This is a genomic window from Pseudomonas sp. MH9.3 (genome assembly GCF_034354675.1).
Taxonomy (GTDB): Bacteria; Pseudomonadota; Gammaproteobacteria; order Pseudomonadales; family Pseudomonadaceae; genus Aquipseudomonas.
In genome coordinates, this window is the sequence record NZ_CP133785.1 from 1,343,120 (window position 1) to 1,366,678 (window position 23,559).

Sequence of the window (23,559 nt, forward strand, 5' to 3'; positions counted from 1 at the left end):
TCTCACGCATTGAGGGTAAACAACATGTTCGGCGTGATCGCCAGGGCAATCGGCGCGCCGACGGCATGCAATTGGTTGTCGCTGCTGTCCACCAGCAACGGCTGCGCGCCGCCTACATCCACCAGCAGACGGCTTTGCGCGCCCTGGAAAAACTGCGCCAGCAGGTGCCCGTGCAAGTGCCCCTCGCCATCCATCACACGCAAGTGCTCGGGACGGCAATAGACAGTTGCGGGCACGTCGGCCACTTGCCACGGCAATTCGCCGCCGCACACCTTCAGACCCCGGGGCGATTGCGCGATCACCTGGAACGCATTCAGGTTGCCCACAAAGCCTGCGACGAACGCATTCGCCGGCTGCTGATAAATCTCGCGCGGGCTCGCCAGTTGGGCCACGCGGCCCTGCTCCATTACCAGAATGCGATCGCCCAGGGCCATGGCTTCGCCCTGGTCGTGGGTGACAAATACAGAGGTGATGCCCAAGCCGCGCAGCAGCAGATCCAGCTCGCTGCGCAGGCGCTCACGCAGCTGGGCATCGAGGGCGGCCAGCGGCTCGTCGAGCAACAGCACCTTGGGACGCGGCGCCAGGGCACGGGCCAGGGCGACGCGTTGGCGCTGCCCGCCCGACAGTTCATGAATGCTGCGCCGGCCGTGATTGTGCAGCCCCACCAATTCCAGCAACTCATCACAGCGCTTGTTGCGCTCCAGCGCAGGCACGCCGCGAATCTTCAGGCCGTAGACGATATTGCCGGCCACATCCAGGTTGGGAAACAGCGCGTAGTTCTGAAACACCATGCCCACATCGCGACGTTCGATGGGCAGGCGGGTGACGTCCTGGTCGCCAAAGAACACCTGCCCCACATCCGGCCGTTCCAGACCTGCAATCAAGCGCAGGGTCGTGGTTTTACCGCAGCCGGACGGGCCGAGAATGGCCAGGGTTTCACCGCCTTCGACGGTCAGATCAAGGTTGTGCACGGCCACGGTGCCGTCGGCGAACGCCTTGCGACAGCCCTTGAGGCGAATAGTGATAGCGGTCATCGACGCTCTCCACGAGACAAACGGGCGCTGATGGCCTGCAACGCGATCAGCAGCGGCACGATCATCAGCAAAAAGATAAGGGTGTAGGCACTGGCGATTTCCAGGCGCGCCGAGGCGTAGCTGTCGGCCAGGCCCACGGGCAGGGTCTTGGTCATCGGCGTGTGCAGCATCCAGGTCAGGTTGAACTCACCCAGTGAAAGGGTCACCACCATCAGCACACCGGCGAGAATCCCCGCCCGGCAGTTGGGCACCACCACGCTGAAAAAGCGCTTGATCGGCCCTGCCCCCAGGCTTGCGGCGGCCTCTTCCAGCACCGGCAAGTGCTGGCGCTGCATCACCGCCATCACCGGGCGCACCAGAAACGGCAAGGTGAACAGCACATGGCCGACGAGGATGAACAGCCAACTGCTGCGGAACGCGCCGAACTGGCCATAGGTGAGCAATAACGCCAACGCGCTGGCCAGGCCCGGCATTGCCACCGGCAGCACCATCAATTCCTCGAAGGCACGGCTGAAGCGGTTGTTCATGCGCACCAGCGCGTAGGCCGCCGGCACGCCGACCACGCACACGCACACCGCGCAGGCCAGCGCCAGTTGCAGCGACAGCCACACCGTGGGCGAATAGGCCTGCCACACCTGGATCAACCAGTCGAAGGTCAAACCGCTGGACAGCCCGACAAAGAAATTGCGCGTCAGCCCCGCCATTAACGACAACAGCACCGGCACCAGCATGAAGGCGCACACCAGCAGGGTGAACAGCAGTTGCAGCACAAATAACGATGAGCGTTTCACAGAACCGTCCCCGCGTTTTTCACCAGGCGCCGGGTCAGCAGCAACACGGCCCAGGTCACCGCTCCCAGCACCACCGACAAGGCAGCGGCGACGGCGAAGTTGGCGTAGTTGGTGAACACGTTATAGATCGCCACCGGCGTGACGTTCAGGCGCGTGCCCAGGGTAAAGGCGGTACCGAAGGCGCCCATGGAAGTGGCAAAGCAGATCGCGCCACATGAGGCCAGCGCCGGTGCCAGGCCAGGGATGATCACATCGCACACCACCCGCCAGTGCCCTGCCCCCAGCGAATGCGCGGCTTCCTCCAGGCTGCGGTCGAGGCTTTCGCATGCCGCCATCACGGTGAGAATCACCCGTGGAATCGAGAAGTACAGGTAGCCGACAAACAGCCCCGCCAACGAGTAGGCAAAGATCCAGCGTTCACCGGCCAGTTGCAGGCCCAGCGCCGCAAACAGGCCCTGGCGCCCGGCCAGCAGGATCACCAGAAAGCCCACCACCACGCCGGGAAATGCCAGCGGAAAGGTCAGCAGCGCCACCAGCGCCGAGCGCCCGAAAAACTGCTGGCGTGCCAGAAACACACCGCTGATGCCGCCGATCACCAACGCCGTCAGCGTGACGAACACGGCCAGCGCACAGGTCTGCGCCAGGCTGCCCAGGTATTGCGCACTGCTCAGCACCTGCCAGTAACCGCTGCCGAGGCTGTCGCGGCGTTGGGCCCCGAGCAGTATCAGGTGCGCCAGCGGCAACAGCCAGAACGCCAGCAGCAGCGCAAAGGCCGGGGCCAGCGCCCAGGCGGCGCGTGGGGTCGAGGCCACTTACTTGACCTCGTTGAGGTAACGGGCGGCGAAGGCTTCCTGCACAGCGGCCATTTTCTGGTAGTCCACCACACCGGCGCGGGCGTAGTCGCTGTCGGGCAGGAACTGCGCGGCCACCTCGGCCGGCATCTGCACCGGACGCACCGGGCGCAGGTAGGCCTTGGCCCACAACGCCTGGCCCGCATCGGACAGCACGAAGTCGAGCACCTTTTCCCCGTTGGCGCGGTGCGGCGCATTCGCCACCAGGCTCATCACGTAGGGCACGCTGATGCTGCCCTCTTTGGGGATCACGAAGGCGACGTTGGCGTTGTCCTTGTAGCGGGCGCGGTAGGCGTTGAAGTCGTAGTCCACCAGGATCGGCAACTCACCGGACAACACCCGCGCATAGGCGGTCTGCTTGGGCACGATGGGGGCGTTTTTCGCCAGCTTCTGGAAGTAGTCGATGGCCGGGGCGAAGTTGTCGAGGTCGCCGCCCATTGCGCGGTTGATGGCGACCGCCGAGACATAACCGACAAACGCACTGGACGGGTCCAGGTAGCCGACCATGCCTTTGTATTCGGGCTTGAGCAGGTCGGCCCAGCTTTGCGGCACGGGCAGACCGCCAAGCGCGTCGACGTTGACCATGATGCCCAGGGTACCGGAGTGGATCGCGAACCACTGCCCGGACGGGTCTTTGAGGCCTGCGGGAATCTGCTCCCAGCCTTTGGGTTTGTAGCCCTCGACCACGCCGGCCTTTTGCGCCTGCAGGCCGAAGGTCACGCCGTAATAGACCACGTCGGCGACCGGTGCGGCTTTTTCGGCGACCAACTGCGCCAGGGACTGACCGGAGTTCTTGTTGTCCAGCGGCACCTGCACACCGGTTTGCGCGGCAATCGCCTTGAGCTGGGTGCCCCAGTCGGCCCAGTCCGGCGGGCAGTTGTAGCAGATCGCGGTGTCGGCGGCCTGGGCCAGGCTGGCCATGCCGCACAGCAGCACGGCGGCGAGGGTTTTACGGAGTGTGCGCATCAGGGTCGTCCTCATGGGGTTGAGTGCTTTCGCCCGGCCGGATATGGCAAGGCAGACAATGGGAAATCGGCGCGTTGCCGGCGATCTGCGCCAGCAACTGGTCAATCACGGTGCTGGCGAGCAGCGCAATGGGCTGCACCACGCTGCACAACGTGGGGTGCAGTTGGGTACCGAGGGTGATGCCGTCAAAGCCCATCACCGAAAGTTGCTCGGGCACGTTCCAGGCGTTGCGGCGCAGCTCGGCGATCAGGCTGATGGCGAGGAAATCGTTGGAGCACAGCAACGCTGTCGGCGCGTCGGCGCCGGTCAGGAATGGCTCGATGGCGGCGAATTCGGCTTGGGTGTGCGCGGGCATTTCGATCACCGGGCGGCTGTTGAGGCCCCAGGCCTTCATCGCATCGCAGTAGCCGGCATGGCGCAGACGCGCACGGTCGGACTGCAACGCGGGGCCGGCGACCATGCTGATGCGCCGGTGCCCCGCGTCCAGCAGGTAACGGGTGGCCAGGGCCATGCCGGCGCGATTGTCCACCGACACGGCGCTGTAATGCGGGTTGCTGGGCTGGTGGTACGCCAGCACGAACGGCGTCTGCTCGCTGGCCAGGCTGTTGAGCACGCTGTTGCTCTCGGCATCGGTGACGGTCAGCACCAGCCCGTCCACGCGCTGGCGCAACAACTCCTCCACCACGATGCTCTCGCGTTCGCTGCTGTAGTCGGTGGTCGCCAGCAACAGGCTGTAGCCGCGCAAGCGCGCGGCGCGCTCCATGGCCTGGAACTGTTCAGCGAACACCGGGTTGAGCAGGTTGGGCACCACCACGCCGATCAGTTGTGTGGTTTGCAGGCGCAGTTGACGGCCCAGCAGGTTGGGCCGAAACCCCAGCTCGCGGGCGGCGGCGAACACCTGTTCACGGGTGGCCGGACGCACCTGGCCGGGGGAGGCAAAGGTGCGCGCGGCAGTGGCACGGGACACGCCGGCCAGGCGCGCAACGTCTTTCAGATCAGGCATGGTCACTCGCTTGAGATCGATCTCATTGGCGAGGACAGTAACGGGGGAATATGGCAGGACGGTGGTGAAGATATGACGGTTTGATGTCAGTGAACCAGCGCCTTCGCGAGTAAACCCACTCCCACACTGGCTCGATGTATGCCCATGGATGGTCATAATCGCCGGGTATCGTCAAAAACCGGCGCGGCAAAATCCGCTCGCTAACCTTTCGATCCTGACCAAGTGCGGGCACAATGCGTGTCCTTTTTTGGCAGGCACCGCCGCAGGCTCTGAAAATGATCAAAACGCCGTACTACCTCATCGACAAACAGAAGCTTCTGGTCAACATGCAGAAGATTGCTTACGTGCGCGAACAGTCCGGCGCCAAGGCTCTGCTGGCACTCAAGTGCTTTGCCACCTGGTCGGTGTTCGACCTGATGCAGCAATACATGGACGGCACCACCTCGTCGTCGCTGTACGAGTTGAAGCTCGGCCGCCAGAAGTTCGAAGGCGAGGCGCACGCCTACAGCGTGGCCTGGGCCGACGATGAAATCGAAGAGATGCTGGAAAACTGCGACAAGATCATCTTCAACTCCATCAGCCAGTTGCAGCGCTTTGCCGCACGCAGCGAAGGCAAGACCCGCGGCCTGCGGGTGAACCCGCAGGTGAGCAGCTCCGACTACCTGCTGGCCGACCCGGCGCGTCCGTTCAGCCGCCTGGGCGAGTGGGACCCGGTGAAGATCGACGGCGTGATCGAGCAGATCTCCGGCTTCATGTTCCACAACAATTGCGAGAACGGCGACTTCAGCCTGTTCGACAAGATGCTCGGTACCATCGAAGAACGCTTCGGCGCGCTGCTGCACAAGGTCAAGTGGGTCAGCCTCGGCGGCGGCATCCACTTCACCGGTGAAGGCTATGCACTCGACGCATTCTGCGCGCGGCTCAAGGCGTTCTCCGAGAAGTACGGCGTGCAGGTCTACCTGGAACCCGGCGAAGCGGCGATCACCAACAGTGCTTCCCTGGAAGTCACCGTGCTCGACACCCTCTACAACGGCAAGCACCTCGCCGTGGTCGACAGCTCCATCGAAGCCCACCTGCTGGACCTGCTGATCTACCGCCTCAACGCCAAGCTGGCGCCGAGCGAGGGTGAACACACCTATATGGTGTGCGGCAAATCCTGCCTGGCCGGGGACATCTTCGGCGAGTATCAATTTGATCGTCCGCTGGCCATCGGCGATCGGCTGTCGTTCATCGACACCGCAGGCTACACCATGGTCAAGAAAAACTGGTTCAACGGCCTGAAAATGCCGTCCATCGTAGTGAAACAACTCGACGGTACAGTCGAAGTGGTTCGTGAATTTGGTTACGACGACTACCTGTCCAGCCTTTCGTAAGCTGGCGGATATAGGAGAAATAAAGCAATTGAAAAAGAACGTTCTTATCATTGGTGCAGGAGGTGTCGCCAAGGTGGTGGCCCACAAGTGCGCGCAGCACAACGACGAACTCGGTCGTATTGCTATCGCGTCGCGCAACATCTCCAAATGCCAGGCCATCATCGACAGCGTCAAGGCCAAGGGTAGCCTCAAGGTTCCCGCCGACATCCAAGCCTTCGCGCTGAACGCTCTGGACGTGGAAGCGACCAAGGCCCTGATCCGCGAGACCGAATCGCAGATCGTCATCAACGTGGGCTCCGCGTTCCTCAACATGTCGGTACTGCGTGCCTGCATCGACACGGGCGTTGCCTACCTCGACACCGCCATTCACGAAGAGCCGGGCAAGGTCTGCGAGACCCCGCCGTGGTACGGCAACTACGAATGGAACCACCTGGAAGAGTGCAAACAGAAGAACATCACCGCCATCCTTGGCGTGGGCTTCGACCCGGGTGTCGTCAACGCGTATGCCGCGCTGGCGCAGCAACAGCATTTCGACCGCATTGATTCGATCGACATTCTCGACGTCAATGCCGGCAGCCATGGCAAATATTTCGCCACCAACTTCGACCCGGAAATCAACTTCCGCGAATTCACCGGGCAGGTGTGGAGCTGGCAGAACAGTCAGTGGACCAGCAACACCATGTTCGAAGTCAAACGCACCGACGACCTGCCGGTGGTCGGTTCGCAGAACCTCTACCTCACCGGCCACGATGAAGTGCACTCACTGTCGAAAAACCTCGACGTGCCCAACGTGCGTTTCTGGATGAGTTTTGGCGAGCACTACATCAACGTGTTCACCGTCCTGAAAAACCTCGGCCTGCTGTCCGAAAAGCCGGTTAAAACCGCCGAAGGCCTGGAAGTGGTGCCGTTGAAAGTGGTCAAGGCCGTGCTGCCCGACCCCTCTTCGCTGGCCCCCGGCTACACCGGCAAAACCTGCATCGGCGACCTGGTCAAAGGCACCAGGAACGGCCAGCCGCGCGAGATGTTCATCTACAACGTGGCGTGCCATGAGGAAGCCTTCGCCGAGACCGACAGCCAGGGCATCTCCTACACCGCCGGCGTGCCACCGGTCGCCGCTGCGCTGCTGGTTGCCCGTGGCGAGTGGGACGTGAAGCACATGGCCAACGTCGAGGAACTGCCGGCCGAGCCGTTCCTCAAAGCGCTGGACGTGATGGGCTTGCCGACGCGGATCAAGGACGAGAACGGCGACCGTGCGTGGGATGCGATTGCCTGATCAGGTGATGGTTGACCGAACAAAAAAATGCGCCCCGAGGGGCGCATTTTTTGTTGGGGCGATACACACCTCAAACACAATGAAGATCAAATGTGGGAGCAGGCTTGCCTGCGATATCTATTCAAGATTGCGCGCCAATGGTCATGTCCCCCAGGAACAGCGCCTGGCCATTCCTGTGGCGAGCAGGCTTGTCCTTGATTGGGGTGCTACGCCCTCCCAACGCGGGGCAAGCCCTAATGCCGTTCAGTTAAGGAAAATGTGTGGGCTTATTGTGGCGAGCGGGCTTGCCCCGCGTTGGGGTGCGAAGCGCCCCCAATCAAGCAAAACGCGGTGTACCTGATACGGATCAGCGCCTGGTTTTGGGGCTGCTGCGCAGCCCAACGCAGGACAAGCCTGCTCGCCACAGGGAATCTGCGCTTAACTGAACGGCATTCGGGCTTGCCCGCTCGCCACAGAGACTCCAGTTTGCTGCGCGACAGCGCTAGGTCGAAGACTTGGCCGAGCCTCACACACTAATCAAAACACTGACCAGCCAATCCGCTCACTCAGCAACTCCAGCGCCTTCATCCCCGCCAGCGAGTTCCCGGCGGCGTTCAACTCCGGCGACCACACGCACACCGTGAATTGCCCCGGCACCACCGCGACGATCCCGCCGCCGACCCCGCTCTTGCCCGGCAACCCGACGCGATAGGCAAAATTGCCCGCCTCGTCGTACAGGCCGCTGGTGGCCATGATCGAGTTGACCTGTTTGGTCTGGCGCGCGGTGAGGATCTGTTCGCCGCTATGGGCACTCACGCCTTCGTTGGCCAGGAAGCTGAAGGCCTTGGCCAGGTCCAGGCAGCTCATCTGCAAGGCGCAATAGTTGAAGTAGCTGTGCAACACCGCGTCGACGTCGTTGTGGAAGTTGCCGAAGGATTTCATCAGATAGGCCATGGCCGCGTTGCGTGCACCATGCTGCGCTTCGGAGTCGGCGACGATGCTGTTGACCAGGATCTGTGGGTTGCCTGACAGGCGCCGGACGAAGTCGCGCATCGACAGGATCGGCACGGCGAAGCGTGACTGGTTGATGTCGCAGATCACCAGGGCGCCGGCGTTGATAAACGGGTTGCGCGGGCGACCGCGCTCGAACTCCAGCTGCACCATGGAGTTGAACGGTTGCCCCGAAGGCTCGTGGCCCAGGCGCTCCCAAATGGTTTCGCCGCCGTGGTCGATGGCCTGCACCAGGCTGAAGACCTTGGAAATGCTTTGCACCGAGAACAACGTGTCGGCGTCCCCCGCGCAGTAGGCCGCGCCGTCGTTGCCGTACACGGCTATGCCTAGCTGGTTGGCGGGCACATCGGCCAGCGCGGGGATGTAGTCGGCGACTTTGCCCTGGCCGATCAGTGGACGAACTTCGTCGAGAATCGCGTCCAGCAGCGCCTGCATGTCTTGTCCTGTCATCGTGCCTTGCATCGTGGATAAGCGGGGCGCGGAGGATACCGCAAAGCTGCGGATCAGGCAGGTGCCGCGCTCAGATTAACGCTGCACCGGAATGCGGATATCGCCGCTGCGGCACTGGGTCTTCACGCTTGTGGGGCAACCGGCAAAGCGCAGTTCCTTGCTCAGGCACACGCGCACTTCGGACAACACCTTGCCCTTGCAGATCACCGCCACGCTGTGATTGCCCATGGACGGGTTGCTCTGGCGAAACAGCGCTTCGATTTCAGCGGCCTGCAGATAATTGGGCACGTCGAACGGTTGCAGTTGTTGCGGAATCTGCACGGAGGCCAGCGCAGCATCCGTGGCATCGAGGTAACGCGTGGCGTCCAGGCCGCTGCAGGTGCCGTGCTTGCTCCACTCATGCTTGAGCAATGCCTGCGTGGGGAATATCAACGCGCCCTTGGCCAGCTCGGCGTTCGACAGCCGCGACCGTGGATCACACGCCGACGGCCAGCCACCCTTCGCGTATTGCGGCCAAAGCCCGTGCAGCACGAAGCCATATCCCTTGCCCGAGCACTGTTCGTTACCCGGGTGCGTGAGGCAGAACGTCGGCGACCACGACAACGACAACACATAAAAATCAAAATCCCCGGCCGGCCTCTGCTCGCGTGGCGCTGCGGTCACACTTGCGGCCAGGACCAGCCATACGGCCACCCAGTATTTCATTCTTTTGCTCCTTGAAAAGACTGATCCTGGCACGGCTATCCGGGATGATTGGGGTTACGTTGTAGCACCTTGTCGAGGATGCGATCGGTTTTCAGCGCTTCGATGGCCTGGGAAGGATGCTCGGCCTCGCCACGGATGTGCGCGTTCATCGCCAGCACGTGATGCCACTGGATGTGTGCATGGCACGGCACTTCCAGCACCTCGTGGGTCTGCCCTTCAAGGCGCAGGGGCTGGTCTTCGAACACGGAAAATGTAATGCGACCCAGGCTGCCGATCAACTCGACCTTGTCTTCACGGCGGTCTGCGACGAAATTCCAGCAGCCCATGCCCAGGGCTCCGTTGGCGAAGGTCCAGCAGGCCGTCACCGCGTCTTCAGCGGCATAGTGCCCGGCTTGCCGTGCGGTAAAGCCGGACACCTCGACAATGTCCCCGGCCAGGTACTGGAACAGATCGAAACCATGGCTGGCCAGGTCGGCGAAATAGCCGCCGCCGGCAATGGCCGGGTCGGTGCGCCAGTTGGCGGCGCTGGCGTCATTGGCGGCCGGCGGTTTGCACAGGGTCCAGGTCAGGTGGCGCAGTTCGCCAATGCGGCCCTGTTGCAGCCAGTCGCGTACCTGCTGAAAGCGTGGCAGCGAGCGCCGGTAATAGGACACGAACAGGTGCAGCCCGGCGCGCTCGAAAGTGCGCTGCATCAAGGCGCTTTGTTCGGCATTCAGCGACATGGGTTTCTCGACGCAGCAATGCTTGCCGGACGCCGCCACCATCAGGCTGTAGTCGAGGTGGCTGTCGGGGGGCGTGGCGATGTAGACCGCGTCCACTTCGGGGTCGTCGATCAGCGCCTGGGCGTCAGTGTAATAGCGTGCAATGCCATGGCGCGTCGCATAATCGCGCACGGCCTCCTCGCGACGCCCCATCACGGCCACCAGGGCAGAACCTGGCGCTTTATAGAAAGCGGGTCCACTCTTCAACTCAGTGACACTGCCACAGCCGATCATGCCCCAACGTACGGTGTTCATCGGTTTTCCTCGTCCTTTTCGTTCAAGCGGGCAGTATCCACATACATACCCCGGCACGCCATAACCACTTAGCATGACAATTGCATTACACTTTTGTGACATTCATTTGCTGCGGGGGCACAGACGATGAAAATCAGAGCCACGGTCATTTGCGAACACGAGGGACATATCCTTTTCGTGCGCAAGGCCAGATCCAAATGGGCGTTGCCGGGTGGCAAGGTCGAACGCGACGAGCGCCCGGTGGGTGCGGCAGAGCGCGAGCTGGAAGAAGAAACCGGGTTGAGCGTGGACGGGCTGCTGTACCTGCAGGAGCTCAAGGCACGCGATACGCTGCACCATGTGTTCGAGGCCTCGGTGGTCAATATCGACGAGGCGCGCCCGCGCAACGAGATTGTCGACTGTCGCTGGCATGCCTATGGGGAAGTCGATCAGCTCGATACCACCGATGCCACTCGGCATATCGTTAAATCGTTTGTGCGGCGTTTGTAACCTGCAGTTTGCGTTATCTGTGACCCTGCTCGCTCAGTGTGCGGCAGTTTGTACTCAGTCTCACGCCCCGGACAGAGGCCACACTGGCAACCCTTTCCATCTGTGAACACAGCAACCAACGCTCGACGGCCGCCTGTCGCTGCCGATCCACCTTGGCGTTGTACTGCACGAAGCAAACACCCAGCAGCACCGCGACAACCAGCACTGCGGCGGCAAAATAGCCAAAGCTATCGGACGATGATGGTTGCGGCGCAGTCAGGAGTGACGGGGGCCCTGCTCTTTCCGGCGTTCGCATACAGGCCTCCAGGGTGAAGTGCGCGATTGTATGCAAATGCAGACAGAGCATCTGTCGTGGATTTGTAAGCGCTGCGGCGGATAACCCCGGGTGCCCTCAGCGCCTCAGCCCCTCACTTGCGCGCGACCCGGTAGCGCAGGCATTCCTGATAGAAGCTTTGGCGAATCGCCTCGGGCTTGAGCCGTGATCGACTGTCGTAGGTTTGCTCGGTGATACCCATGGCCATCATGTGCATCCACGGCTTGTTGAACTTGATGGTCTGGATCTTCTGCCGAGCGGCATACAGCGACACGCCCGACAGCTTGAGCTCCTGGGCCCTGGCCGCCGTGCCGGCGCCCCAACTGCACATGTATTTGTCACCTTCGCGCAGCTCCCGTGCCTGCACGGCAGCCGCGCCGCCGGCCAGAGAGCAGGCGAACAGCATGATTCCAACAGTGCGCATGTGCTTCCTCACCTAACCACCTGAAAATAAAAGCGATTCTGGCGAGGATTTTGTTACATGGGGGCCATCAGATTGCCTTATTTACCACTGATAAGTGGCGCTTGCCTGCACGGTGCGTTGTGAGCCGTACCAGCACCACGAATACGACAGGCACGACGCGACGTATTCCTTGTTCGCAAGGTTGGAGGCGTTCACGGCCAGGCGCAGGTTGTCCCTGGGGTTGGCGATGTTGGGAATATCGTAGTGCACCGCCGCATCGAACAAGGTGTAACCCGGCACCTTCAGGGTGTTGGCGGTATCACCCCATGAGGAGCCGACATAGCGCGCACCGGCTCCCACGCCAAAGCCCTTCAACTGGCCGTCGTGAAAGGTGTAGTCCGCCCACGCCGATGCCGTGTGACGCGGCAGACCGTAAGTCGTGGTGCCTTTGACCGGAACCGCCGGGCCGATGCCGATATCGGTGATCGGCGCGTACTGCGCGGTGCTGTTGGACTGGCTGGCGCGGTTATCCAGATAGGCATAGGCGGCGGTTATATCCAGGTTGTCGTTGAGGCTGGCTTTGCCTTCCAGTTCAAAGCCACGGGATTGCTGTTCGCCATCCTGGATCGAACAGCGGCCGTTACCGCACATATGGGACGGGTCCGGATCAAGGGTCGGAACGTTACGCTGGCGCAGGTCGAAAATGGCTGCGGTGATAAAGCTGTTGCTGCCCGGCGGCTGGTACTTGATGCCGATTTCATACTGCGTGCCTTCGGTCGGTTTGAACACCGAACCGCCGTAGCCGGTGCCCGACTGCGGATTGAACGACTCCGCATAACTGGCATACGGCGCCAGGCCGTTATCGAACAGATACACCAGACCGACTCGACCAGTGAACGCATGGCTGTCCAGTGAGGACTTGCTCTTGGCGCCGTTGCTCAGCGCCTTGGTGGTGCTGTCGGTGCTGGCCCAGTCATAGCGACCGCCGAGCAGCAGCACCCATTTGTCCCACTTCATTTGCTCTTGCAGGTACACCCCGGTCTGTTCACTGCGCGACGTGGCGTCGGTGCCGAAGGCAGGTGTGGTCACGGGCGCGCCGTAGACCGGTTCGAAGATATCCAGGTTCGGTCCCTTGCCGTAGCCCGCCTTGGTGTCGGTGCTGGTGTTCTGGTAATCCAGACCCGTGAGGAAGGTGTGCTGCAACGGCCCGGTATCGAATTTGGCCTGCAACTGGTTATCGACGGTGTAGGCGTCCATGTCCACATCCGTGGCGATGGTCGAGCGCGTGGCCGTGCGGTAATCAGCCTGCAAGTTGCTGTTATAGATGCTGCGGTAGACGCCTTCGGCACGCAGGTAACGGGCGTTTTGGCGCACGGTCCAGACATCGTTGAAATGATGCTCGAACGCATAGCCGAGGGAGTAGTACGCGCGGTCACTCTTCTCGAAATTCCTCTCGCCATCATAGAAGTCCACATCAATCCTGCGCCCGGTCGGGCTGTGCAGCACCGAGCCCCAGGCCGGCACCGACCCGTAGGACGCGCCCTTCGGGTCCTTCTGAAAATGCCCCAGCAAAGTGAGCGAAGTGGCGTCATCCGGGCGCCAGGTGAAGGCGCTGGACAGCGATTGGCGACGGGTTTCGGTGTGTTCCACCTGGCCGTCGGCGTCATCGAAAAGTCCGGCAACGCGGTAGGCATATACCCCCTGATCGTCAATCGGCCCGCTCAGGTCGAAGGTGGTGCGTTTTTTGTTGAAGGTGCCGTACTCCACGCCCACTTCATGGAACGGCGTATCCAGCGGGCGTTTGGTGACCATGTTGATCACCCCGCTCGGCGTGCCCTGGCCGTACAGCACCGACGCCGGGCCGCGCAGCACTTCGACGCGCTCCAGGTCGAACGCGTCCTTTTGCGGCAAGGCGTCGCGGCTTGACGGCACGCGCAAGCCGTCCAGGTAGGTGGCCGGGGCGAATCCACGGATGGTGAGCTGGTCGAGACGCGAAGCGGTGGCGCCGCGGGTTTCCGGAACCACGGCGGCGCTGTAGCGCAGGATCTGATTGAGGCTTTCGGCGTTCTGCGCGCGCATCTGGTCCTTGGTGACCACGGAGATCGACTGCGGGGTTTCGATCAGCGCCGTGTCAGTCTTGGTGCCTGACAGGCTGCGGCTGGCCACATAGCCGGCCACCGGCCCGGTGGGGCTTTCGGTCTGGTAGGCCGCGCTGATAGTGGTGGCCTGCAACTCCGTGACGCCGCCGCTATCCGGGACGGCTTCGAGCCGGTAACGGTCGGCGCCCATCTTCAGCGCCTGCAAACCGCTGCCGGCGAGCAACCGGGCCAGCGCCGCATCCGTCTCGTACTGCCCGCCGAGGCCACTGCTGCGCTTGCCTCGGGTCAGGCTCGCATCAAAGGCCAGCACCAGCCCTGCCTGCTCGGCCAGGCTATTGAGCGCCTGACTCAAATCACCGGCCGGAACCTGGAAGCGGCGCAAGGCGCTGCTGCTGTCTTCGGCAAAGACGGGCTGGACCGCCAGCAACGGCGCGGCGGCAAAGGCGATCGCCACCGACAGGGCCAGTGGATGCAAGGGACGGGCAAAGCGCGACATGGAAAATCCTGCGTAATGAAGGTTCTATTAATCATGACGGCCAGGTCGCAACATCGGGCAAGGATGAGAGCGTTTTTTATTTGGGCGGGTGCTTTGCAAGCAGACGGGTTGGTGATTCTATAATCCTAATTGAACTCGAGGGACCTATGCCTAAAGAACACGAATTCGTTGATCTAAAAGCTGCAAAGATCCATCTCTATCCGGCAAATATCTGAGCAGGCTTGAATTCCAAACCGCTAACAAACGTCTATCTCCAAACACTACGGCGAATTAAAATACACATTCAACTTGGCAAACCTCGCCCACCCACCCTATTGAAAACCCATCAACTCCAAGACTCAAATCGTCCTCGCAATATCACCATGACTATCGCGCCAAACCTATTGCAAATCGCAACAGTGGTCCGGAAAGAAATACAACACAACCCGCAGATACACCAGCCAAGGCAATGTCAATAAACTCTATAGCAACCAGAAAGATCTCCAGCGCCGAAAGTTTGAACGCTGCCGTGGTCTGGTGGCGAATTCGCGGCTGAGCTGTGCGATGCACCGGTATTGCACCAGGGCTGCTTCGCAGCCCAACGCGGGGCAAGCCATAATGCCAGTCAGTTAAGCGCAGCGTCCCTGTGGGAGCGGTGGTGCGACGATTCGACTTGCCTGTGAAAGCGGTGTGTCAGTCAACGTCAATGTTTGCTGGGCCGACGCCATCGGGAGCAAGCCCCCTCCCACATTTTGTACAGAGTTCGCAAACCATTCCGGTCGGCTCTCAGGCCGCCGCGCTCTTGATCTTGATCTTAGGCGCCCCGTCAAACACGCTGGCCGAACGCAGGTTTTGGAGCGTGGGTAACCCGGCAGGACGCCGGGTTAGCCGCGCTGGGCCATGGATGGCCCATCGCGGCGGCCCACGCTCCAAAGCCTGCGTTCGGGCACACCGAGCCTGGGCGAGGTGCCGAGTGTTGGGGCAAGAGCGTTTTGCTTACTTTTGCGCTTTTCAAAAGTGAGCCGCCGTAAGGGCGGAACCCTAAGCCGCCGTTACCGCACAACCGATATGTACACCGAAAAGTCGCACCGCTCGTTGCTTCGAGCATCACGCTGGCTTAACTGACTGGCATTAGGGCAAGCCCGCTCACCACACAAGCTCGACCTCCATGGTTGTGCAGTTGCCTGGCAAGGCCCATGCCCCCTGAACAGCAAAACAGCTACTCCTTCAAACCAGCCTCAACCTTCTGCGCCACCTCCGCCGTCAACCAGGCTTTCCACACCTCAGGATGTTCCTTGAGAAACGCCTGGGCCACTTGCCTTGGTGCTGTGTGATTTTCGCTCATGGTTGCCAGGGCCTTGTTCAGTGGATCGATGGGGAACTGCACCTTGGTGAAGAACTCGGCGATCTGCGGATGTTGCTGCTGGAATGGCGTGGATACGCCGATGCTCAGCTTGGACGCCAGCGACCGAGTGGGACGAGGGTTGGGATTGTCGGCGTCGGTGAGGGTCTTCCAGGCGTCAGCGTCAAACGGTGGTTCTTCCAGCTGAATCAGTTTGTAGCGACCCATTAATGGAGTCGGCGACCAGTAGTAGAACAGTACCGGCTTGCCTCGGCGGATCGATGAGGCTATCTCGGCGTCCAGTGCTGCACCCGAGCCGCTGCGGAAGTTCACGTAGCTGTCGTCCAGGCCATAGGCCTTGAGCTTCTGCTTGTTGACCACTTCGGACGTCCAGCCAATGGGGCTGTTGAGAAAGCGGCCCTTGCCGGGCGATTCCGGGTCCTTGAATACGTCCTTGTAGCGCGCCAGGTCCTGCACGGTCTTCAGGTCCGGCGCCAGCGGTTTGAGGCCTTTGGACGGGTCACCCTTGACCACGTATTCCGGCACCCACCAGCCTTCGGTAGCGCCCTTGACCGTATCGCCCAGGCCCACCACTTTGCCTTCGGCTTCAGCCTTGATCCACACCGGGCTGCGGCCGGCCCATTCTTCGCCGATCACCTGGATATCGTTTTTCGCCAGGGCGGTTTCCAGGGTGATGGTGGTGCCGGGCAAGGTGTCGGTGGGCAGGTCATAGCCCTTTTCGACGATAAAACGCAGCACTTCGGTGATCAGGCTGCCGCTTTCCCAATTCAGGTCGGCAAAATGCACGGGGGCCTGCGCCGCCGACACCGGCAACGACAGACTCAATGTCGTCACAGCCGCAGCCAACAGGGTTCTCAATCCTTTCATGCCTTCCCACCTCGCCTCTGTGCAGCCACTGACGGACGGCTTGCTGCCTATGCGCGAAGCCTCTGAATAGTTAAGTCAGCTCAACTGTAGTAGAGGTTCCGCAAAGAGAAAGGAATCAAAGAGCCTGCTGCGGTTACTCGCTGGCCTTGAAGGTCACCAGCTCACCCTTGCGCCACTTGGCGGCTTTGCCGGTGACGGCCTTGAGGGTCTTGGTCAAGCCTTCCTGCAACTGTTCATGGGCGGCGAATACCAGCATCACGCTGTGGCCTTCCTTGAACACGATGCCTTGGCCTTCGGCTGACGAAACAAAGGCGTAATCGCCCAGGCCGTACACCGTCAACTTGATATCGCGAAACTTCAATTCGAACTTGCCGCCTTCACGACTGGGCAACACGGCGGCGCGAAAATGGTCGCCCACCTTCAGTTCCAGACGCGGCTTGTCGTCGACGACCAGGGCCGCCTCGGTGTCGATTTCGGCAATGTAGATGCCTTCCGGCGTCTGTTCAGTGATGTAAACAAACCGCGATTGAAACTGCTTGACCAACTTTGCGCGCAAATCACCCAGCACGAACAACGCGTGCATATCCAGATTACTGACTGCCAAGGAAACGCCCCCACATTGAAATAGTGCCGCCCGCCGGAGCAGGCAGCACAAAAAACGGCCCTAAGGCACGATCACATAGTCGTTAAAAAACTGAAGAAGACCCTGCTGCGCCTTAAGACTAGTACAGGCGCGCACGATGGACCTTGTGCAAGGTCATCCGGCGTCACAGCAAATCACAGGTTCAACGGCCAGAGAATACGGGCCGCGCTACTTCAGAGAATAACCCGGTCCAGTGCGCACAATTCCCACGCACCCTACAAAACAAAACATTTGAGCATGGAACCAGACGGGTTGCCGGCGACAATACTAAAACAGCACCGCCGTTCAAAACCACTCGAAACGCTGCCGATGAGTGCACAGGATCAATCAAAAGGAGCTGACCATGCAACCACGCCTACACGATGCTACGTCTTCCCGTACCTGTTCATCTGCGCAGGACGGGCGCCAATACTACTGCCTGCCTGACCCCGAGGGGTACTCCAATTCCGTTCTTTACCAAGTTCTACCGGCCGGACGTAACTTCTTCCATATTCTGGAAGTGACCAGCGGCAGAATTCGCGGCTTTCGCAGCCACCACGGCAAGGCCTGCGAACTGGCCCGGCAACTGGAAGCCAGCCTGTACGCCCTTCACGGGACGAGCGGTTCGTCACACCGATGACTTTACTGCGCCACCACCCTTCAACAACTGCCATACTGCCGCGTCCATTGAAGTTTGCCCATGTGGGTGCGGTTTCAGCAGTGCAGTTACCTTGAAGGGAAGGCAATACGTGACGGAATTTGATATTGGCGAGTTTTTCATCCACGGCGATGCACGGGAAATAGAGGGTGAGTTTCAGGCGGTAATCGTGATGCGCGCCAAACCACCGCTGACCACCGTCACCACACATCAGGTGGAAAAAGACCGTTGGTTCAAGACATTCGAGACGGCTGCGGTTGCTGGCCGCGAGTCAGCCCAGGCGCTCAAGGCCGCTGTGGATTCAGGCGCCCTGACCTCCTGAGAATCGGATCGAACTCTGGCGCGCCACAGGTCTCCCATGCATACGATGGTCAGCCCGCATGGAGAAACCGATGGACACTACTACCCCGACGCTGGAAACCCTGTTCGATCAACTGGGCCTGGATTCGAGCCAGGCAGGGATCGAGCGCTTCACCGCAGAACACCGCCTGCCCAATGACGTAAAGCTGATCGATGCGCCGTTCTGGAGTGAGCAGCAGGCGAGCTTCCTCAAGGAACAATTGCATGTTGACGCCGAATGGGCGCCGGCCGTGGATGATCTGAATGCGTTGCTGCATGAATCCCCGGAAGCTTGACTCATCCCATAGCCAGATGACCGTGGCGGCGAACTAAACCTTGGCCGCCTCGGGCTTATAGCCCAGGCGCAGGCCGCCCCAATGCCGGCCCTTGACGCTGATCGGCACCGACAGGTCATGCATCAACTCACCCGTATCGCGGGTATAGGTTTGCAATAACACCGCCTGCTGGTGGCTGCCGCAGCGGATGCCGGTGCGGTCCTCGAACTTGCGCTTGGTGCGATTTTGCACCGCGTCCACCTGAGCATCTCCCGTCAACGCCTGTGAAAACGCCTGGTTATGCGTCGGCACGTAGCCCTGCGGCGTGCAGGCAATCGCAAACACCAGCCCCTCATGGCGCGGCAGCAAGGCTTCCTGGATCGCCGGCAGCACCTTGTCGGTGTAGCCGTCAAAACGCGTGTGATATTTACTCGGGCTGGTATTGGGTATCAACGTATAGCTGCGGTCGAACAGGTCATCCAGGCTGATTCGGCCCTGCTGCACATCCGCCTCGAACTGTTCGGCGATACGGTTGGCCCCCTCGCGGGCCAGGTCGTAGACACGCTGGTGATAGTCATCCAGACCGACCTCGGCCAAACGCTCGCTGATGGTCTCCGCCTGCGCTTCCATCTGCACCGCGGCGTCCGCCAACTGGCGCGTCTGCTGGTCGCTCACCGTGAGGTCACTGCGCATCTGCTCCACCGCATGGAACAGGCTGTCGAGCTGCGCGCGATTGGTGTCGCTGCCCTGGGCGATTTCGTTGACTTGCCCTTCCACATCCGCCGCCAGGCTGGCGATGGTCTCCAACTGTTCGCCCGCTTCCTCCACCTGCGCGACGCCGGTGTTCAAATCCGCCGACAGTTGGCGAATCTGCTCCACCACCTGGGCCGTGCGCTGCTGGATATCCGCCACCATCACGCCGACTTCGTCGGTGGCCTTGGCGGTACGCCCGGCCAGCCCCCGCACTTCATCGGCCACCACCGCAAATCCGCGTCCGTGCTCGCCGGCCCGTGCTGCTTCAATGGCGGCGTTCAAGGCCAGCAGGTTGGTCTGGCTGGCGATGGACTGGATTACCAGGGTCACACGCTGGATTTCTTCGCTGCGCTGGCTCAACGCTTCGATCAGCTCACGGCTGGCATTGGCGCGCTGGCTGAGCTGGTGCATACGCGTGATGGACTGGGCCAGCACCTCGCGGCCTTCACTGCTGCGCTGATGGGCCTGGCTGGCCGCGCCAAGGGCCTGGCGGCTGAGCTGGGCGGTCACCTGCTCGGTGCCGATCATCACTTCAGCGCTGCTGACGATCTGTTTGGCCGCACTCAGCTGGGATTGCAGGCGCGCCGCCAGTTGCTTGACCGAATAGGCCACGCCTGCGGCTGACAATGCGTTATGGCTGGTGGTATGGGAAAGGTCGCGCGTCAACTCGCCGATTGCATCGACGGTATTGATCGAGGTCACGGCAGGCGTGCGGGTTTTCAAGCGCGGCAGCCAGATCACCAGCAAGGCCAGTGGCAGGCACACGTACAGCGGCAGACCGGCAAATGCCAGTCCCAGCAGCACCAGCACCATGGCGGCGCTCTGCATAAGCGGCATCAGCCAGACGGGCAGCCTGCTCACCGCTTGCGGTGGCATTGCCATGCCTATCAGAGATCCATCTCCAGCCATCGTCGTTACCCCACTGCTTGTCGTTGTTGTGCCTGCATTAGACGCCACTATCGGGCCATTATCCATGGGCCTTTAGTGGGGGGCTTGCAGCACATCAACAGAGGAGGTGTAACGGGATTGCCCTGGGGGGCCGCAGGCACGGCGCCCCAGCTTCACCGCATCAGGCCTGGCGCTGATGCTTGTCGATCTGCTCGTGGCGCTCTTGGGCCTCGATGCAGTATTTGGTGGTAGGGCTGATCAGCAGGCGCTTGAGGCCGATAGGCTCGCCGCTGTCGTCACACCAGCCAAAGGAATCTTCCTTGATACGCTCCAGGGCGCGCTCCAACTGCGGCAGCATGCGCTGGTCGCGGTCGATGGCATTGACCAGCCAGGTGCGCTCTTCTTCAACGGAGGCGGCGTCGGCCGGGTCGGCCGGGGTGTCCAGGCTTTCAATGGCGATACGGTTCTGCTCAATGCGCTCGTGGTGCTCGACTTTCATGTCCTGCAGCAACTTCTCGAAAAAAGCGTGCTGTTCGGCATTCATGTAGTCATCCGCCGGCATGGCCAGCAACTTTTCCTTTGTCATTGATTTCTCTATAAAAAATACGTGCATTAAGGCGAATAAGGGAGCGTTCCGGTCGACCTCTGCAGGTCTCGGAAAGGCGCCATCCATTCCAAGCGCCACCCGGCACTCAATTTAAGAGGGGCGGCAGTCTAAGGCCGACTTGAGGGCGCAGCAACTGAAATGACAGGCATTTTTTCCCGATTAACCCCCAAAGGCACCAGGACGGGCTTGGCGAATGGTTATCGGAGTGCGTTTATAGCAGGAAAGTTCGTAAAGCGGCTATAAGCCGCATGCTGCAAGCGACAAGCTGCAAGGCGCTCCACTTCAGCCTGCAGCTTGCAACCTGCCGTTCAGCGCTTGAGCTTGCGTTTGTTGCGATATTGGTCAATCACCACCGCCACCACAATGATCAGCCCCTTGATGATGTCCTGGATATACGCATCAACCCCCACGAAGGTGAACCCGCTGGCCATCACCCCGAGGATCAGCGCGCCTATCACCGTGCCGGTGATGCGCCCTACCCCGCCCGCAAGGCTGGTGCCGCCGATCACCGCAGCGGCAATCGCGTCCAGTTCATAGGACATGCCCATGCCCGCCTGGCCGGTGGCGGCACGTGCCGAGGCGACCACACCGGCCAGGCCCGCGAGCAGGCCAGCGATGCTGTAGACGATGATCAGGTGGCGCTTGACGTTGATGCCCGACGTGCGCGCGGCCTGCATGTTGCCGCCGATGGCGTAGGTGTACTTGCCGTACTTGGTGTAGCGCAGGGCGATGTGGAAGATCACCGCCACCACCAGAAAGATGATCACCGGCATGGCGCCATGGCCGATGGCGGTGTAGGAATCCGACAGCATGCTCACCGGCTGCCCTTCGGTGTAGTAGCGCGCCAGGCCACGGGCCGAAACCATCATGCCCAGCGTCGCAATAAATGGCGGAATGCCGGTCACCGCAATGATGCTGCCGTTGATCGCGCCGGCCAGCAGCCCCACACCGAGCCCCATCGCCACCGGGATCCACACCGGCAGGTCGGTGAGCGATGGAAACACCGCGCGGGAAAAGTCCGAGGTCTGCGCCAGGCTGGCGGCAATCATTGCCGACAGCGCCAGCACCGAGCCCGACGACAGGTCGATGCCGGTGGTGATGATCACCTGGGTCACCCCGATAGCCAGCAAACCAATGATCGACACCTGCAATATCATCAGCACCAGGCGCTGGGAGTTCATCAAAAAGCTCTGGTCCCGCACGATCCAGCCGAACAGCTCAAACACCAGGCCGATGCCGATCAACACCAGAAAAATGCTCAGTTCGGTGGGCAAGCGCCGACGCTGCTTGACCGGCGCCGTAGCCGGCTTGTTGTCCGTTATTGCGTTCATAGCCAATCACCTTCTTATTCTGTAATCAGTCGACTGTGGTCATACCCGACGCCAGTTGCATGACTTTTTCCTGGGTCGCCTCGCTGCGATCCAGCGTGCCCATCAGGTCGCCTTCGTGCATCACCATCACCCGGTCGCTCATGCCGAGCACCTCGGGCAGTTCCGACGAAATCATGATCACCGCCATGCCTTCGCTGGCGAGGAACGAGATCAGGCGATAGATCTCGGCCTTGGCGCCCACGTCGATACCACGGGTCGGTTCATCCAGGATCAGCAAGCGTGGATGGGTCATCAGCCAGCGCGCCAGCAAAGCCTTCTGCTGATTACCGCCGGACAGGGTGTCGATGCACTGCTCCAGCGACGGGGTTTTGACCCGCAGCTTCTTGCACATGTCTTCGCACAGCGCGCGCAAGGCTTTCTGCTGGATAAAACCGTTGTCCGAATAGTGCGGCAGTACGGCCATTTCCATGTTTTCCAGCACCGACAGGCACGGGAACAGACCGCTGAGCTTGCGATCCTCGGTCAACAGCGCAAAGCCCTTCTCGATGGCCATGTGCGGGTCGCTGATGCGCACCGGCGTGCCGTCCAGGGTGATCTGCCCGCTGGTGCTGGGGGTGATGCCGAAAATGGCTTCGGCCACATTGGTGCGGCCCGAGCCCATGAGCCCGGCGATACCGAGGATCTCACCGGCGTGCAGGTCAAACGACACGCCTTTGAATACGCCGTCCAGCGTCAGGTCGCGCACCGACAGCAGCAAGTCGCCAATCGGCGTCTCGCGCACCGGGAACAGCTGGCTAAGCTCACGGCCCACCATCATCGAGATCAGGCTGTCGCTGTTCATGCTGTCGGCGCGCTGCAAACCGATGTAGCGGCCGTCACGAAATACCGCCACTTCATCGGCGATGGCGAACACTTCGTTCATCTTGTGGGTGATGTAGACAATGCCTTTGCCCTGGGACTTGAGGTCGGCAATGATCGAAAACAGGTGGGCGACTTCCTTCTCGGTAATCGCCGAGGTCGGTTCATCCATGATCAGGATGTCGGAGTCGTAGGACACTGCCTTGGCAATCTCGACCATCTGCCGCTCGGCGATGCTCAGGTTGCCGACCTGCTCCTCGGGGTCCAGGTTGATGCGCAGCCGCGCCAGTAACTCGGCGGTGCAGCGGTGCATTTCGCGGTGGTTGACCATGTGCAGGCTGTTGAGCTGCTCACGGCCGATCCAGATATTCTCGGCGATGCTCATGTGCGGCATCAGGTTGAGTTCCTGATGGATCATCGCGATGCCCGCCTTCTGCGCGGCCAGCGGCGTTTCAAACACGATCGGCTGGCCGCGCAGACGGATTTCGCCGGCGTCGGGCTGGTAGATGCCGGCGATGATTTTCATCAACGTCGACTTGCCGGCACCGTTCTCGCCCATCAGCGCCAGCACCGAGCCCGGGCGTACGCGCAATTGCACATCGTCCAGGGCCACGACGCCGGGAAAGCCTTTGCTGATGTTGACGATTTCCAGCAGGTAGGGTTCGTCCAGCGCCAGTGGCTGGATACCAGGGGGCTGCGAGGCAGTCGCTTGAGCGAGCATGGGGAGTACTCCATCGGCAGGACGGCCGTGACCGCCCTGCCGCTTA

Annotated in this window: 22 protein-coding genes; 6 read left to right on the forward strand and 16 right to left on the reverse strand. The window is 61.2% G+C overall.

Annotated elements, in window-relative coordinates; all coding sequences use genetic code 11:
• Nucleotides 1-2: 2 nt before the first annotated feature.
• The 5 genes from RHM60_RS05530 to RHM60_RS05550 are packed head-to-tail and all read right to left on the reverse strand — an operon-like array spanning nt 3 to nt 4,645.
• Entirely contained in the window at nt 3-1,034 is a 1,032-nt protein-coding gene (locus tag RHM60_RS05530) for an ABC transporter ATP-binding protein (protein WP_209982651.1), read from the reverse strand.
• Nucleotides 1,031-1,825 (reverse strand): ABC transporter permease, encoded by a 795-nt coding sequence (locus tag RHM60_RS05535; protein ID WP_209982653.1) that lies wholly within the window; start codon nt 1,823-1,825, stop codon nt 1,031-1,033. Before RHM60_RS05535 ends, RHM60_RS05530 begins: the two co-directional genes overlap by 4 nt.
• Nucleotides 1,822-2,637 carry an ABC transporter permease gene (locus RHM60_RS05540; protein ID WP_209982655.1) on the reverse strand — a complete coding sequence of 272 codons (816 nt, stop codon included), beginning with the start codon at nt 2,635-2,637 and terminating at the stop codon, nt 1,822-1,824. The genes RHM60_RS05535 and RHM60_RS05540 overlap by 4 nt, the downstream gene beginning before the upstream one ends.
• Nucleotides 2,638-3,642, reverse strand: a complete 1,005-nt coding sequence (locus RHM60_RS05545) for an ABC transporter substrate-binding protein (RefSeq protein WP_231422977.1) — start codon at nt 3,640-3,642, stop codon at nt 2,638-2,640.
• Nucleotides 3,626-4,645, reverse strand: a complete 1,020-nt coding sequence (locus tag RHM60_RS05550; protein ID WP_209982659.1) for a LacI family DNA-binding transcriptional regulator — start codon at nt 4,643-4,645, stop codon at nt 3,626-3,628. The genes RHM60_RS05545 and RHM60_RS05550 overlap by 17 nt, the downstream gene beginning before the upstream one ends.
• A 275-nt stretch (nt 4,646-4,920) precedes the next feature.
• On the opposite strand from RHM60_RS05550, the gene RHM60_RS05555 reads away from it, so the two are divergent.
• On the forward strand, nt 4,921-6,018 hold the full coding sequence (locus RHM60_RS05555) for a carboxynorspermidine decarboxylase (protein WP_057007415.1): 1,098 nt from the start codon (nt 4,921-4,923) through the stop codon (nt 6,016-6,018).
• 28 nt (nt 6,019-6,046) lie between these two features.
• The gene (locus RHM60_RS05560) at nt 6,047-7,291 is read left to right on the forward strand and encodes a saccharopine dehydrogenase family protein (protein WP_209982662.1); all 1,245 of its coding nucleotides are present in this window, start codon (nt 6,047-6,049) and stop codon (nt 7,289-7,291) included.
• 516 nt (nt 7,292-7,807) lie between these two features.
• On the opposite strand, the gene glsB is transcribed toward RHM60_RS05560, so the two are convergent.
• From glsB to RHM60_RS05575, 3 genes are all read right to left on the reverse strand, one after another.
• Nucleotides 7,808-8,716, reverse strand: a complete 909-nt coding sequence (gene glsB / locus RHM60_RS05565; RefSeq protein WP_209990390.1) for a glutaminase B — start codon at nt 8,714-8,716, stop codon at nt 7,808-7,810.
• A 90-nt stretch (nt 8,717-8,806) separates the two neighbouring features.
• A complete protein-coding gene (locus RHM60_RS05570) occupies nt 8,807-9,436 on the reverse strand; it encodes a ribonuclease T2 (protein ID WP_231422974.1) in 630 nt (209 codons plus the stop codon).
• 35 nt (nt 9,437-9,471) lie between these two features.
• A complete protein-coding gene (locus RHM60_RS05575; protein ID WP_231422973.1) occupies nt 9,472-10,452 on the reverse strand; it encodes a Gfo/Idh/MocA family protein in 981 nt (326 codons plus the stop codon).
• Between the two features lie 126 nt (nt 10,453-10,578).
• Between RHM60_RS05575 and RHM60_RS05580 the strand changes: the two genes are divergently transcribed.
• Entirely contained in the window at nt 10,579-10,941 is a 363-nt protein-coding gene (locus tag RHM60_RS05580) for an NUDIX hydrolase (RefSeq protein WP_209982668.1), read from the forward strand.
• A 407-nt stretch (nt 10,942-11,348) separates the two neighbouring features.
• On the opposite strand, the gene RHM60_RS05585 is transcribed toward RHM60_RS05580, so the two are convergent.
• The 4 genes from RHM60_RS05585 to RHM60_RS05600 form a co-directional block, all read right to left on the reverse strand.
• Nucleotides 11,349-11,678, reverse strand: coding sequence for a hypothetical protein (locus RHM60_RS05585; RefSeq protein WP_057007420.1), 330 nt, complete (start codon nt 11,676-11,678; stop codon nt 11,349-11,351).
• Nucleotides 11,679-11,759: 81 nt separating this feature from the next.
• Complete coding sequence (locus RHM60_RS05590) at nt 11,760-14,252, reverse strand: TonB-dependent siderophore receptor (protein ID WP_322213894.1); 2,493 nt, start codon at nt 14,250-14,252, stop codon at nt 11,760-11,762.
• A gap of 1,198 nt (nt 14,253-15,450) precedes the next feature.
• On the reverse strand, nt 15,451-16,461 hold the full coding sequence (locus RHM60_RS05595) for an ABC transporter substrate-binding protein (RefSeq protein WP_322213895.1): 1,011 nt from the start codon (nt 16,459-16,461) through the stop codon (nt 15,451-15,453).
• Between the two features lie 133 nt (nt 16,462-16,594).
• Nucleotides 16,595-17,044, reverse strand: a complete 450-nt coding sequence (locus tag RHM60_RS05600) for a hypothetical protein (RefSeq protein WP_209990392.1) — start codon at nt 17,042-17,044, stop codon at nt 16,595-16,597.
• Nucleotides 17,045-17,447: 403 nt separating this feature from the next.
• Here RHM60_RS05600 and RHM60_RS05605 point away from each other — a divergent pair, with 403 nt between their 5' ends.
• The 3 genes from RHM60_RS05605 (at nt 17,448) to RHM60_RS05615 (ending at nt 18,376) form a co-directional block, all read left to right on the forward strand.
• Nucleotides 17,448-17,723 (forward strand): hypothetical protein, encoded by a 276-nt coding sequence (locus RHM60_RS05605; RefSeq protein WP_209982673.1) that lies wholly within the window; start codon nt 17,448-17,450, stop codon nt 17,721-17,723.
• A 109-nt stretch (nt 17,724-17,832) separates the two neighbouring features.
• Nucleotides 17,833-18,063, forward strand: coding sequence for a hypothetical protein (locus tag RHM60_RS05610; RefSeq protein WP_209982675.1), 231 nt, complete (start codon nt 17,833-17,835; stop codon nt 18,061-18,063).
• Between the two features lie 70 nt (nt 18,064-18,133).
• A complete protein-coding gene (locus tag RHM60_RS05615) occupies nt 18,134-18,376 on the forward strand; it encodes a DUF2789 domain-containing protein (protein WP_209982677.1) in 243 nt (80 codons plus the stop codon).
• Nucleotides 18,377-18,409: 33 nt separating this feature from the next.
• Here the strand turns inward: RHM60_RS05615 and RHM60_RS05620 are convergent, their stop codons facing one another.
• The 4 genes from RHM60_RS05620 to RHM60_RS05635 all read right to left on the reverse strand — a co-directional run bounded on the left by RHM60_RS05620 (nt 18,410) and on the right by RHM60_RS05635 (nt 23,513).
• Complete coding sequence (locus tag RHM60_RS05620; RefSeq protein ID WP_416195165.1) at nt 18,410-20,083, reverse strand: methyl-accepting chemotaxis protein; 1,674 nt, start codon at nt 20,081-20,083, stop codon at nt 18,410-18,412.
• Between the two features lie 94 nt (nt 20,084-20,177).
• Nucleotides 20,178-20,582: a TraR/DksA family transcriptional regulator gene (locus tag RHM60_RS05625; protein WP_003191666.1), complete on the reverse strand. Its 405-nt coding sequence runs from the start codon at nt 20,580-20,582 to the stop codon at nt 20,178-20,180.
• 329 nt (nt 20,583-20,911) lie between these two features.
• Entirely contained in the window at nt 20,912-21,934 is a 1,023-nt protein-coding gene (locus RHM60_RS05630) for an ABC transporter permease (RefSeq protein WP_058411640.1), read from the reverse strand.
• Between the two features lie 25 nt (nt 21,935-21,959).
• Nucleotides 21,960-23,513: a sugar ABC transporter ATP-binding protein gene (locus RHM60_RS05635; RefSeq protein WP_209982679.1), complete on the reverse strand. Its 1,554-nt coding sequence runs from the start codon at nt 23,511-23,513 to the stop codon at nt 21,960-21,962.
• Nucleotides 23,514-23,559 lie beyond the last annotated feature (46 nt).